The sequence below is a fragment of the Streptomyces sp. NPDC030838 genome (assembly GCF_055572035.1).
On record NZ_JBVIED010000007.1, the window covers coordinates 232,559 to 244,556 of the forward strand.

The following is an 11,998-nucleotide window of genomic DNA, read 5'->3' on the forward strand; positions in this document are numbered from 1 at the left end:
GAGCCGTTCGGCGATGGGACCGTGCGGGCGGCGACGGTTGACTGACGGCATGACAGCGAACAGGGCGATGAAGACGCAGACCAAGGACATGACCGTCGTGGTGACGGGCGCCTCCGGCCGTACCGGGCGCCGGGTGGCCGAGGCCGCGCGGGCGGCCGGGCTGACCGTACGGCCCGCCTCGCGCGCCCATGGATTCGACTGGGACTCCCCGGCCGGCTGGGCAGACACCCTGCGCGGCGCCGACGCCGCGTATCTGGTGCACCCGGCGGACGTGGGCGCACCGGCGGCCACCGAGGCGGTCGGGCGGCTGGCGCGGGAGGCGGTCGCCCTCGGTGTACGGCGGCTGGTGCTGCTGTCGGCGCGCGGCGAGCAGCAGGCGCTGGCCACCGAGGCGGCGCTGCGCGCCTCGGGCGCGGACTGGACGGTGGTACGGGCCGCGTGGTTCGCGCAGAACTTCTCCGAGGGCCCGCTGGCGGAGGAGCTGCGGGAGAGCGGGGAGCTGGTGTTTCCCGGCGGTGAGGTGCGGGAGCCGTTCGTCGACGTGCGGGATGTCGCGGAGGTGGTGGTGGCCGCGCTGACGGCGGGCGACCGGTATGTGGGGGAGGTCGTGGAGGTGTCGGGGCCACGGCTGCTGACGTTCGGGGAGGCGGTGGCGGAGGCCGCGCGGGCGGCGGGGCTGGAGCTGCGGTACCGGCCGGTGCCGGCCCGGGCGTACGGCGAGCGGCTGGCCGGGTTCGGGCTGCCGCCCGAGGAGGTGACGTTCCTCGTCGAGCTGTTCGAGTCGCTGCTCGACGGGCGGAACGCGTACCTCTCGGACGGCGTCCGGCGGGTGCTGGGCCGTGAGCCGCGCGACCTCGCGGCGTACGCGACGGAGGCCGCGGCGGCCGGCGCCTGGACGGCGGGGTAGGCCGTGTCCGCACAGTCCCGTCGTCCGCCCGGAGGGCGGGCCCCACGGCGTCTGGTGCGTGCTCTCGGCGTGCCGGGCGGAAGCCCTCGTACTGGACGTACTCGGGCTTTCGCTCGGTGCGGCGAGTGGGGGTGCCCCCTGCTCGAAGAGCTCGGGGGAGCGTGCCAGGCGTCGCGGGGCCGGGGGTCCCCCTCTGGGGGAGGGACTTTGCGGACACGGCCCAGGGCCGGTCGCCCCGGCTCATTCCTCCGGCGTGGTGGTGTCGCCCTTCGGTGCGCTCTTGGCGTGGGTGCGCAGGCGGGCCGTGACGTCCTCCGGGGGCAGGAAGCGGGACCAGCGCTCCGGGAACTCCGACGGCATGTCCGGGTCGTCGGGGTCGGCCTCGCGGGCGGCCGCGGCGGCGCGGGCGACGTACTCGGCGACCTGCGCCTCGCGCATCCGCTCGTTGGCCTCGCGGGCGGCGGCGGTGGCGGCGGCCGGCCAGACCCGGTCGATGGCGGCGTTCACGGCGGCGCCGACCAGCACGGCGAAGGCGGACACCCCGATCCACAGCAGGACGGCGACGGCGGCGGCGAGGGAGCCGTAGATCGTCGCCCCCTCGATGGTGTTGGTCAGGTAGATCCGCAGCAGGAAGCTGCCGAGGACCCACATGGCGAGGGCGACCAGGGCGCCGGGCACGTCCTCGATCCACGGGGAGCGGACGGGGACGGACACGTGGTAGAGCGTCGTCAGGAAGGCGATGGACAGGACGATCACCACGGGCCAGTACAGGACCTGCACCACCGTCGTCGACCAGGGCAGGATCCGTACGACCGCGTCCGGCCCGGCCACCATCAGCGGCAGGGCGACCGAGCCGATCAGCAGCGCGGCGATGAACAGCAGGAACGCCACCAGCCGGGTCTTGACGATGCCGCGGACGCCGTCGAGGCCGTACATGACGGTGATGGTGTCGATGAAGACGTTCACCGCGCGGGAGCCCGACCAGACGGCGAACAGGAAGCCTATGGAGATGACGTCGGGGCGGCCGCCCTTCATCACGTCGTCCAGGATCGGCTGGGCGATCTCGGTGACGCCCTTGTCGGACAGGACGGTGCGGGAGGCCTCCAGGAGGTTGGACTCCAGGCTGCTGATGGTGTCGGTGCCGGTCCAGTCGTCGACGTAGCCGAGCAGGCCGATGAGGCTGAGCAGCAGCGGCGGCACGGACAGCAGCGTGAAGAACGCGGCCTCGGCGGCGAGACCGAGGATGCGGTACTCGATGCACGAATTGACGGTGTCCTTGAGCAACAGCCAGGCGGTCCTGCGCTTGGAGACGTTCCGGTAGAGGGCACGCGCCCGGTGAAGACGGCCGGAGGGTCGCTCGGGGATTTCACTTGCTGGCTGCACGACCCAACGGTATCCGCCGTACGAGGTCACGCTCACCCTGCCGGGCCCCCGGGTGACCCGGCCCGTACCGCGGGGTAGGTTCCCGTCATGGCACGCAGCACCCACACCGTGACCAATCAGGCCCCGCCGCTGGCCGGCTACGACGTCTACTCCGCCGACCGGGCGCTGGTGGCGGCCGTCGAGCGGCATCTGGATCCGGAGCTGATCGACGACGCGCGCGCGGAGCTGCCGGCCCTCGGCCGGACCGCCGGGTCGGCGCAGGTGCAGGAGTGGGGGGTGCAGGCGAACGAGTTTCCGCCGCGGCTGCGCACCCACGACCGCTACGGCAACCGGATCGACGAGGTGGAGTTCCACCCGGCCTGGCACCGGCTGCTCGGCAAGGGTGTCTCGGCGGGGCTGACCGCGGCCTGGGCGCGGCCCGGCGGGCACGTCCGGCGGGCGGCGGCCTTCCTGGTGTGGACGCAGGTCGAGGCGGGCAACGGCTGCCCGCTGTCGATGACCCACGCGGCGGTGCCCGCGCTGCGCGCCGACCCGGAGCTGGCCGCCGAGTGGGTGCCGCGGCTGACGTCCACGGTGTACGACCGTGATCTGCGGCCCGCCGAGCGGAAGGCCGGGGTGCTGTTCGGCATGGGGATGACGGAGAAGCAGGGCGGCAGCGACGTCCGCGCGAACACCACGGCGGCGACGCCGCTGGCGGAGGACGGCACGTACGAACTGACCGGGCACAAGTGGTTCTGCTCGGCGCCGATGTCGGACGGGTTCCTGGTCCTCGCCCAGGCTCCGGACGGGCTGACGTGTTTCCTGGTGCCGCGGGTGCTGGCGGACGGCACCCGCAACGTCTTCCGCATCCAGCGGCTGAAGGACAAGCTGGGCAACCGGTCGAACGCCTCCGCGGAGGTCGAGTTCGACGGGACCTGGGCGCGCCGGGTCGGTGAGGAGGGCCGGGGGGTGCGGACCATCATCGAGATGGTCGCGGCGACCCGGCTGGACTGTGTGCTCGGCTCGGCGGGGCTGATGCGGCAAGCGGTGGCCCAGGCGATCCACCACTGCGCGTACCGCGAGGCGTTCGGCGGCAAGCTGGTCGACAAGCCGTTGATGCGCAATGTTCTGGCCGATCTCGCGCTGGAGTCGGAGGCGGCGACGACGCTGGCGCTGCGGCTGGCGGCCGCCTGGGACGACGGCGGCGAGCAGGAACGCGCCTTCCTGCGCCTCGCGGTGCCCGCCGCCAAGTACTGGGTGACCAAGCGCTGCCCGGCGGTGGCGGTGGAGGCCGCCGAGTGCCTGGGCGGAAACGGGTACGTGGAGGAGTCCGGGCTGCCCCGGCTGGTGCGCGAGTCGCCGCTGAACTCGATCTGGGAGGGCGCGGGGAACGTCCAGGCGCTGGACGTGCTGCGGGCGCTGCGGCGCGAGCCGGCCGCGCTGAACGCCACGCTGACGGAGATCGGCCGGGCGCGCGGCGCCGACCACCGGCTGGACGCGGCGATCAAGAACCTGCTCACCGAACTCGCCGACCTGGAGGGCGTGGAGGCGCGCGCCCGGCGGGTGGTGGAGCGGCTGGCGCTGGTGCTCCAGGGCTCGCTGCTGGTGCGGTTCGCGCCGCCGGAGGTGGCGGACGCGTTCTGCGCGTCCCGGCTGGGCGGGGACTGGGGCGCGTCGTTCGGGACGCTGCCGCACACGCTGGATCTGGGGGCGATCGTGGAGCGGGCGCGGCCCGTCCTCCGCTGACGCGGCCCGTCCTCCGCTGACCTGCTCGTATACGTCAGCAGGGGTGGTGCTGCGCCGACACGGCACCACCCCTGCCCCTTCTGGCCCGTTGAGGCCACGAGCGCCGCACGGGCGACGTCGCTCAAGTTTCAATCAACCTATACAGGTTCACCAGGGTTGCAAGGGGTTGCAACTTGTTCGGTGTCGGTGACCGGAGTATGCCCCTCCGTCCCGGGCGAGCGGCAGTATGGGACACCCATCACCACGCGACCGGAAACCGTCGGCCGGAAGGCTTGACACCGGTTGCCCGAGAGGCAATTCCCCGGAGGCCAACTGTGGCGAACTCGCCGTTGAACGTGACGCGACTCGCCGCCACCGACGCGGCGCGGGCGGCGCGGGTGCTGAGCGAGGTGCGCGACGCCACCCTTTCCGGACAGCGCGCGCCCATCGCTCCCCGGCCGGTCATCGAGGAGTCCTGGGGGCGCATGCTGCGCGGCGGGGTGGATCCCGAGCACGATTTCCGGTCGGGTCTGCTCACCGCGGAGGAGGTCCGGCGGCGGCGCGAGGACTCCCCGCTGCGGCATGTGCTGCCGGTGCTTCGGGAGGGGCTGGTGTCGGTGGCGGACGCCGCGCACCACATCATGGTGGTCGCCGACGCGGACGCCCGGGTGCTGTGGCGGGAGGGCAGCGCGGCGGTGCTGCGCAAGGCGGACGCGCTGGGGTTCCTGCTGGGCGCCGACTGGCGGGAGAACACGGTCGGCACCAACGGGGTGGGCACTCCGGCGGTGGTGCGCCGGCCGGTGCAGGTGTTCGCCTCCGAGCACTTCGTACGGTCGCACGCCACGTGGACGTGTGCCGGTGCGCCTATCACGGATCCGCGCGACGGGCGGCTGATCGGCGTGGTGGACGTCAGCGGCCCGCTGGAGACCATGCATCCGGCCACCCTCGCCTGGGTGGACTCGGTGGCCAAGCTCGCCGAGGCGCGGCTGCGCGAGCTGCACCTGACGGCCCTGGAGCGGCTGCGCGCGGTGGCGGCGCCGGCGCTGGCCCGGCTGGGCGGGCGGGCGCTGGTGGTGGACCGGGACGGCTGGACGGCGGCGGTGACGGGGATGCCGTACACCAACCGGATCACGCTGCCCAAGTCGCTGTCGGCGGGCCGCCGGTGGCTGCCGGCGCTGGGGGCGTGCGCGGTGGAGCCGCTGGCCGGGGGCTGGCTGGTGCGGGCCACCGAGGACGAGCCGCTGCCGAGGGGCACCGCCACCCGGATCGTGCTGGACCTGACGCAGCCGCGCCGCTGGACGGTCACGGTCTCCGGCAGCCTGGGCTCGTGGACGCACGAACTGAGCCCCCGGCACGCGGAGTTGCTGTATCTGCTGGCCGTGCACCGCTCCGGGCGCAGCGCGGCGGGGCTGGCCGAGGACATGTTCGGGGACGCCGCGCGGACGGTGACCGTGCGCGCCGAGCTGTCGCGGGTGCGGCGGTACCTCGGGGGGTTCCTGGAACACCGACCGTATCGTTTCTGCGAGGACGTGGACGTGACCGTGCTGCCGCCGGACGATCCATGTGACCTGCTGCCCCACTCGACCGCCCCGGCGGTGGTCAGAGCGCGGCACGCGGCCACGGTGCCGTGAACAGGAGCCCAGCGCACGGACTTCGCGGACCTCTCGGGATCAATTGCGGGGTCTTCGTCCGCGACCCCCGCCCCCTGCCGTAGCATCCCCCTACGGGCCACCCCACCTGCGTCATGCTCAACGTGCGGCACGCGCGGCGCAGTTGGTCCCTCGGGAGGACTCATGAAGCATCGCGGCCGACACCGCAGGCGCAAGCGGGGCCAGGCGCTGCGCGCGACCCTGGCCGGGACCGCGCTGGCGCTCACCGCCGCCGCCACCATGATCAGCGCCTCCCAGGCGACGGACGGCGCCCGCCCGGGGCCGCTGAAGCCGCTCACCTCGGCGTCCGCGCTGCGGGAGCTGCGCCTGTACGAGGAGACCTACCCGGCGGCCCCGGACCCGGCCGTCCGGGTCGCCGACGTCCTCGCGGTCGCCGACCGCGCCCTGCGCCCCGCCGACGACTGCGCCGCCCCGGAGCGCGCCGCGCTGCCCGTGACCCCGGCGGCCGGCCGCGCCTGGTGCTGGGACGAGAGCGACACCCGCGACGCGCGGGCCGGGGCGGTCACCGGCTCCGGGGACGCCGACGACGACGGCCGCTGGGGCGGGCAGCGGGTGCTGCTGTCCGGGTGGAGCGACGCGCGGGGCCGCGCCCGGATCGCCGTCGTCGACGCCGAGCGCATGACGTACACCTGGGTGCTGCCCGTCGTCCCCGCGGACGGCGGACGCTCCCCGCGGCCGCTGCGCTCGCCGCTGTCCGGGCTGGTCTGGTACCAGGACAAGCTGCTGGCCACAGGGGACGACGGCCGGACCCTCTACGTCTACGACATGGACCGCATACGGCGGCACGGCACCGGCTTCACGCTGTCCGCCGTGGCCGCGTACCGGCTCACCGGCGACGCCCGGATCGGCGCGCTCTCCCTCGACCGCAGCACCGCCCCCGACAGCCTGGCGGTGAGCGAGGCGGTACCGGCGGACGCCGACCGGCCCGCCCGCCTGTGGCGCTACGCCCTGGACACCGGCACCTCCGGCCCCGGCGCCGGGCTCCCGGATCCCGAGCCGGTCGAGGTGTACGAGACGGAGGCGGCCGGGGTCCAGGGGGTGCTCGCCCACCGGTCCCGCTGGTACCTGGCCCGCAGCGCCGGTGCCTTCGACGGGCACGGCACGCTGGTCCGGCTGGACGGCGACGGCGCGGAGGCGGCGCAGTGCGGTCCGGACGGGACGTACCAGTGCTGGAGCGGACCGGCCGGGCCCCTCTCCCACTGGCAGGAGACCGGGGAGGTCTGGTCGCAGTCGGGGCGGACGCTGTTTTCGCTGGGACTGAACACGATCGACAGGTCTCTGGAGTAGATGGTTCCCTGAGGGGCATGCCGAACATCCCCGTGACCACCTGGTCTCTGGAGCAGACAGCTCCCAGCGACCTCCTGCCCGCCGCCGAGCCCGAGGGCGACATCCGGATCGTCCGCGCCGAGGTGCCCTCCCCCGAGTTCAGCCGCTTCCTCTACACGGCCGTGGGCGGGGACATCCGCTGGACCGACCGGCTGGGCTGGACGTACGCCCAGTGGCAGGAGGAACTTCAGCGGCCGGGCGCGGAGACCTGGGTGGCCTACGACCGGGGCACGCCCGCCGGATACGTCCAGCTGGACCCTCAGGACGACGGCGTGGTGGAGATCCTCCACTTCGGGCTGATCCCGGCCTTCCGGGGTCGCCGGATCGGCCGGTATCTGCTGTCGTACGGCGCCGCGCGCGCCTGGGACCTCGCCGAGCGGTGGCCGGAGCGCCTGCCGACCAAACGGGTCTGGCTGCACACGTGCAGCAAGGACGGCGAGCACGCCATGGACAATTACCTGCGCCGGGGCTTCAGGCTCTTCGACACCAAGGTCGAGGAGGAGGCGGAGGTCGCCACGCCGGGCCCCTGGCCGGGCGCGTACCCTGCCTGACCGTGGGGCCACACCCTGCCCGACCGCCAGGTCATACCCTGCCTGACCTGCGACGACAAGGCCCTCTGCGGCCGATGTGACCGACACCACCCCTGTCTTGCCAGGCGAGACAGGGGTGTCCGCATCTTGGACGAAGCTGGACTGTGTCCAGATCGCCATGACACGCTTCCGTCATGTCTGGAACTGGAATCGCCTTGGTGAGTCGACGGCACGTCGACCTCGGCCGCATGTCCAGCGCCATCTGTCCGGCGCGCTGACAGCCCGCCAGCATCCCGGTTCCCCCTCTTCTGTCTGCCCCTGCGCGACGATGCGCACGTATGCCTAGAAGCGCCATACGCGCAGGTCAGAGCCGCTTCCGCCTGTCCCGAAGGACGTATCCACCATGGCCGCCACCCCGCAGAACCCTGCCGCCGCGACTCCCCGCCGCAAGGTGAGCCGTCACCGCGGCGAGGGTCAGTGGGCCGCGGGTCACTTCACCCCGCTCAACGGCAACGAACAGTTCAAGAAGGACGACGACGGTCTCAATGTGCGGACACGCATTGAGACGATCTACTCCAAGCGCGGCTTCGACTCGATCGACCCCAACGACCTGCGCGGCCGGATGCGCTGGTGGGGGCTGTACACCCAGCGCAAGCCCGGGATCGACGGCGGCAAGACCGCGATCCTGGAGCCGGAGGAGCTGGACGACGAGTACTTCATGCTGCGCGTCCGCATCGACGGCGGCCGGCTGACCACCCAGCAGCTGCGCGTGATCGGCGAGATCTCGCAGGAGTTCGCGCGCGGCACCGCCGACATCACCGACCGGCAGAACGTCCAGTACCACTGGATCCGGATCGAGGACGTGCCCGAGATCTGGAACCGCCTGGAGGCGGTCGGCCTGTCCACCACCGAGGCCTGCGGTGACACGCCCCGCGTGATCATCGGCTCGCCCGTGGCCGGCATCGCCGAGGACGAGATCATCGACGGCTCCCCGGCCATCGAGGAGATCCAGCGCCGGATCATCGGCAACAAGGCGTTCTCGAACCTGCCCCGCAAGTTCAAGTCCGCGATCTCCGGCTCGCCGCTGCTCGACGTGGCGCACGAGATCAACGACGTGGCGTTCGTCGGTGTCGAGCATCCGGAGCACGGCCCCGGCTTCGACGTGTGGGTCGGCGGCGGCCTGTCCACCAACCCGAAGATCGGTGTCCGGCTCGGCGCCTGGGTGTCGCTGGACGAGGTCCCGGACGTCTACGAGGGCGTCATCTCGATCTTCCGCGACTACGGCTACCGGCGGCTGCGCACCCGCGCCCGCCTGAAGTTCCTGGTCGCCGACTGGGGTGCGGAGAAGTTCCGGCAGGTGCTGGAGGACGAGTACCTCAAGCGCAAGCTGGTCGACGGGCCCGCCCCCGCGCAGCCGCTGGAGCGCTGGCGCGACCACGTCGGTGTGCACCGGCAGAAGGACGGCCGCTACTACGTCGGTTTCGCCCCGCGCGTCGGCCGCGTCGACGGCACCACGCTGACGAAGATCGCCGACCTCGCGGAGGCGCACGGCTCGGGCCGGGTCCGTACCACCGTCGAGCAGAAGATGATCATTCTCGATGTCGAGGAGGGCCAGGTCGACTCGCTCGTCGAGTCCCTGGAGGCGCTGGACCTCACCGCCAAGCCCTCCCCGTTCCGGCGCGGCACCATGGCCTGCACCGGCATCGAGTACTGCAAGCTCGCCATCGTCGAGACCAAGGCGCGCGGCTCCTCCCTCATCGACGAGCTGGAGCGCCGTATCCCGGACTTCGACGAGCCGATCACCATCAACATCAACGGCTGCCCGAACGCCTGTGCCCGTATCCAGGTGGCGGACATCGGTCTCAAGGGGCAGCTGGTCCTCAACGACCAGGGCGAGCAGGTCGAGGGCTACCAGGTGCACCTGGGCGGCGCGCTCGGCCTGGAGGCCGGCTTCGGCCGCAAGGTGCGCGGTCTGAAGGTCACCTCCGAGGAGCTGCCCGACTACGTCGAGCGGGTCCTGAAGCGCTTCCAGGCGGAGCGCGAGGACGGCGAGCGGTTCGCCACCTGGGCCGCGCGCGCCTCCGAGGAGGCGCTGTCATGAGCGAGCGCGCGGCGCCCTTCTACTGCCCGTACTGCGGCGACGAGGACCTTCGTCCGAGCGAGGAAGGTCACGGCGCCTGGGAGTGCGCGGCCTGCAATCGCGCTTTCCAGCTGAAGTTCCTCGGGCTGCTGGCCCGCGGGGTTCGGCAGGACACCACGGGAGGGGACCGGATATGACGACGGCTCAGGACGTGCGGACGAACGAGGAGCTGAAGGCGCTCGCCGAGCAGGCGGGCCGTGACCTGGAGGACGCCTCCGCGCTGGAGATCCTCCAGTGGGCGGCCGACACCTTCGGCAAGCGGTTCTGCGTGACCTCCTCGATGGAGGACGCGGTGGTCGCCCACCTCGCCTCCCGCGCGATGCCCGGCGTCGACGTCGTCTTCCTCGACACCGGCTACCACTTCGAGGAGACCATCGGCACCCGGGACGCGGTGGACGCCGTGATGGACGTCAACGTCATCACCCTCACCCCGCGCCAGACGGTCGCCGAGCAGGACGCCGAGTACGGCCCCAAGCTGCACGACCGGGACCCCGACCTGTGCTGCAAGCTCCGCAAGGTCCAGCCGCTGGAGGAGGGCCTGAAGGGCTACGCCGCCTGGGCGACCGGTCTGCGCCGCGACGAGTCCCCGACCCGGGCGAACACCCCGGTCGTCGGCTGGGACGAGAAGCGCCGGAAGGTGAAGATCTCCCCGATCGCCCGCTGGACCCAGGACGACGTGGACAACTACGTCGCCGAGCACGGCGTCCTCACCAACCCGCTGCTGATGGACGGCTACGCCTCCGTCGGCTGCGCCCCCTGCACCCGCCGTGTCCTGGAGGGCGAGGACGCGCGCGCCGGCCGCTGGGCGGGGCGCGCCAAGACCGAGTGCGGGCTGCACGGATGACCACGACGATTCAGGAGACTGACGTGACGACCGGAGCCACCGTCTGGCTCACGGGTCTGCCGAGCGCCGGCAAGACCACCATCGCCCACGAGCTGGCCGGCCGGCTGCGCCAGGAGGGCCGCCGTGTCGAGGTGCTCGACGGCGACGAGATCCGCGAGTTCATCTCGGCGGGCCTCGGCTTCAGCCGCGAGGACCGGCACACCAACGTGCAGCGCATCGGCTTCGTCGCCGAACTGCTCGCCCGCAACGGCGTGCTCGCCCTCGTCCCGGTGATCGCGCCGTACGCGGACAGCCGTGACGCCGTGCGCAAGCGGCACGAGGGGAACTCGACGCCGTACGTCGAGGTGCATGTGGCGACCCCGGTCGAGGTGTGCTCCGTACGCGATGTGAAGGGCCTGTACGCCAAGCAGGCGGCGGGCGAGCTGAAGGGGCTCACCGGCGTCGATGACCCGTACGAGGAGCCCGAGTCTCCGGACCTTCGGATCGAGTCCCAGAACCAGACCGTGCAGGAGTCCGCGGCGTCCGTGTACGCGCTGCTCACCGAAAGGGGACTGGCATGACGACCGTCGCCACGATCGACGAGGGCACCGACACCCCGTACGCCCTCTCGCACCTGGACGCCCTCGAGTCCGAGGCCGTGCACATCTTCCGCGAGGTGGCGGGCGAGTTCGAGCGGCCGGTGATCCTGTTCTCCGGCGGCAAGGACTCCATCGTCATGCTCCACCTGGCGCTGAAGGCGTTCGCGCCCGCGCCGGTGCCGTTCTCGCTACTGCACGTGGACACCGGGCACAACTTCCCCGAGGTCATCGAATACCGGGACCGCGCGGTCGCGAAGCACAACCTGCGGCTGCACGTGGCCTCGGTGCAGGACTACATCGACCGCGGGGTGCTCAAGGAGCGCCCGGACGGCACCCGCAACCCGCTGCAGACGCTGCCGCTGACGGAGAAGATCCAGAGCGAGAAGTTCGACGCCGTGTTCGGCGGCGGGCGCCGCGACGAGGAGAAGGCCCGCGCCAAGGAGCGGGTGTTCTCGCTGCGCGACGAGTTCTCCCAGTGGGACCCGCGCCGCCAGCGGCCGGAGCTGTGGAACCTGTACAACGGCCGCCACGCGCCGGGCGAGCACGTCCGTGTCTTCCCGCTGTCCAACTGGACCGAGCTGGACGTCTGGCAGTACATCGCCCGCGAGGGCATCGAGCTGCCGGAGATCTACTTCGCCCACGAGCGCGAGGTGTTCCAGCGCAACGGCATGTGGCTGACCGCCGGCGAGTGGGGCGGGCCGAAGGACGGCGAGACCGTCGAGAAGCGGCTCATCCGCTACCGGACCGTCGGTGACATGTCCTGCACGGGCGCCGTCGACTCGGACGCGACCACGCTGGACGCCGTGATCGCCGAGATCGCCGCCTCCCGGCTGACCGAGCGGGGCGCGACGCGCGCCGACGACAAGCTCTCCGAGGCCGCGATGGAAGACCGCAAGCGCGAGGGGTACTTCTAAGC

Annotated in this window: 12 protein-coding genes; 11 read left to right on the plus strand and 1 reads right to left on the minus strand. The window is 72.4% G+C overall.

Features of this window, described 5'->3' with window-relative positions:
* Window positions 1–49: 49 nt before the first annotated feature.
* Window positions 50–907 carry an NmrA family NAD(P)-binding protein gene (locus ACZ42A_RS20505; RefSeq protein ID WP_468528654.1) on the plus strand — a complete coding sequence of 286 codons (858 nt, stop codon included), beginning with the start codon at window positions 50–52 and terminating at the stop codon, window positions 905–907.
* A gap of 240 nt (window positions 908–1,147) precedes the next feature.
* Here ACZ42A_RS20505 and ACZ42A_RS20510 read toward each other — a convergent pair whose 3' ends face one another.
* Window positions 1,148–2,290 carry a YihY/virulence factor BrkB family protein gene (locus tag ACZ42A_RS20510; RefSeq protein ID WP_468528655.1) on the minus strand — a complete coding sequence of 381 codons (1,143 nt, stop codon included), beginning with the start codon at window positions 2,288–2,290 and terminating at the stop codon, window positions 1,148–1,150.
* 87 nt (window positions 2,291–2,377) lie between these two features.
* On the opposite strand from ACZ42A_RS20510, the gene ACZ42A_RS20515 reads away from it, so the two are divergent.
* The 10 genes from ACZ42A_RS20515 (at window position 2,378) to cysD (ending at window position 11,996) form a co-directional block, all read left to right on the plus strand.
* Window positions 2,378–4,015 (plus strand): acyl-CoA dehydrogenase family protein, encoded by a 1,638-nt coding sequence (locus tag ACZ42A_RS20515; RefSeq protein WP_468528656.1) that lies wholly within the window; start codon window positions 2,378–2,380, stop codon window positions 4,013–4,015.
* A 314-nt stretch (window positions 4,016–4,329) separates the two neighbouring features.
* Complete coding sequence (locus ACZ42A_RS20520) at window positions 4,330–5,625, plus strand: GAF domain-containing protein (protein WP_468528657.1); 1,296 nt, start codon at window positions 4,330–4,332, stop codon at window positions 5,623–5,625.
* A 162-nt stretch (window positions 5,626–5,787) separates the two neighbouring features.
* A complete protein-coding gene (locus tag ACZ42A_RS20525; RefSeq protein ID WP_468528658.1) occupies window positions 5,788–6,951 on the plus strand; it encodes a hypothetical protein in 1,164 nt (387 codons plus the stop codon).
* Window positions 6,952–6,968: 17 nt separating this feature from the next.
* On the plus strand, window positions 6,969–7,541 hold the full coding sequence (locus tag ACZ42A_RS20530) for a GNAT family N-acetyltransferase (RefSeq protein WP_468528659.1): 573 nt from the start codon (window positions 6,969–6,971) through the stop codon (window positions 7,539–7,541).
* Window positions 7,542–7,714: 173 nt separating this feature from the next.
* Window positions 7,715–7,798 carry a putative leader peptide gene (locus tag ACZ42A_RS20535; protein ID WP_310591794.1) on the plus strand — a complete coding sequence of 28 codons (84 nt, stop codon included), beginning with the start codon at window positions 7,715–7,717 and terminating at the stop codon, window positions 7,796–7,798.
* Between the two features lie 125 nt (window positions 7,799–7,923).
* Window positions 7,924–9,621: a nitrite/sulfite reductase gene (locus ACZ42A_RS20540; RefSeq protein ID WP_468528660.1), complete on the plus strand. Its 1,698-nt coding sequence runs from the start codon at window positions 7,924–7,926 to the stop codon at window positions 9,619–9,621.
* The gene (locus tag ACZ42A_RS20545; protein ID WP_468528661.1) at window positions 9,618–9,797 is read left to right on the plus strand and encodes a hypothetical protein; all 180 of its coding nucleotides are present in this window, start codon (window positions 9,618–9,620) and stop codon (window positions 9,795–9,797) included. The genes ACZ42A_RS20540 and ACZ42A_RS20545 overlap by 4 nt, the downstream gene beginning before the upstream one ends.
* Window positions 9,794–10,504 carry a phosphoadenylyl-sulfate reductase gene (locus ACZ42A_RS20550; RefSeq protein WP_468528662.1) on the plus strand — a complete coding sequence of 237 codons (711 nt, stop codon included), beginning with the start codon at window positions 9,794–9,796 and terminating at the stop codon, window positions 10,502–10,504. Before ACZ42A_RS20545 ends, ACZ42A_RS20550 begins: the two co-directional genes overlap by 4 nt.
* Window positions 10,505–10,527: 23 nt before the next feature.
* Window positions 10,528–11,064, plus strand: coding sequence for an adenylyl-sulfate kinase (cysC, locus tag ACZ42A_RS20555; RefSeq protein WP_468528663.1), 537 nt, complete (start codon window positions 10,528–10,530; stop codon window positions 11,062–11,064).
* Window positions 11,061–11,996 (plus strand): sulfate adenylyltransferase subunit CysD, encoded by a 936-nt coding sequence (gene cysD, locus ACZ42A_RS20560; RefSeq protein WP_468528664.1) that lies wholly within the window; start codon window positions 11,061–11,063, stop codon window positions 11,994–11,996. Before cysC ends, cysD begins: the two co-directional genes overlap by 4 nt.
* Window positions 11,997–11,998: the final 2 nt, after the last annotated feature.

What these genes read in the sequence shown, in the direction of transcription:
- ACZ42A_RS20505 (WP_468528654.1), top strand. Translation starts at nt 50, where the DNA reads ATGACAGCGAACAGGGCGATGAAGACGCAGACCAAGGACATGACCGTC.
- ACZ42A_RS20515 (WP_468528656.1), top strand. Translation starts at nt 2,378, where the DNA reads ATGGCACGCAGCACCCACACCGTGACCAATCAGGCCCCGCCGCTGGCC.
- ACZ42A_RS20525 (WP_468528658.1), top strand. Translation starts at nt 5,788, where the DNA reads ATGAAGCATCGCGGCCGACACCGCAGGCGCAAGCGGGGCCAGGCGCTG.
- ACZ42A_RS20530 (WP_468528659.1), top strand. Translation starts at nt 6,969, where the DNA reads ATGCCGAACATCCCCGTGACCACCTGGTCTCTGGAGCAGACAGCTCCC.
- ACZ42A_RS20535 (WP_310591794.1), top strand. Translation starts at nt 7,715, where the DNA reads ATGTCTGGAACTGGAATCGCCTTGGTGAGTCGACGGCACGTCGACCTC.
- ACZ42A_RS20540 (WP_468528660.1), top strand. Translation starts at nt 7,924, where the DNA reads ATGGCCGCCACCCCGCAGAACCCTGCCGCCGCGACTCCCCGCCGCAAG.
- ACZ42A_RS20545 (WP_468528661.1), top strand. Translation starts at nt 9,618, where the DNA reads ATGAGCGAGCGCGCGGCGCCCTTCTACTGCCCGTACTGCGGCGACGAG.
- ACZ42A_RS20550 (WP_468528662.1), top strand. Translation starts at nt 9,794, where the DNA reads ATGACGACGGCTCAGGACGTGCGGACGAACGAGGAGCTGAAGGCGCTC.
- cysD (WP_468528664.1), top strand. Translation starts at nt 11,061, where the DNA reads ATGACGACCGTCGCCACGATCGACGAGGGCACCGACACCCCGTACGCC.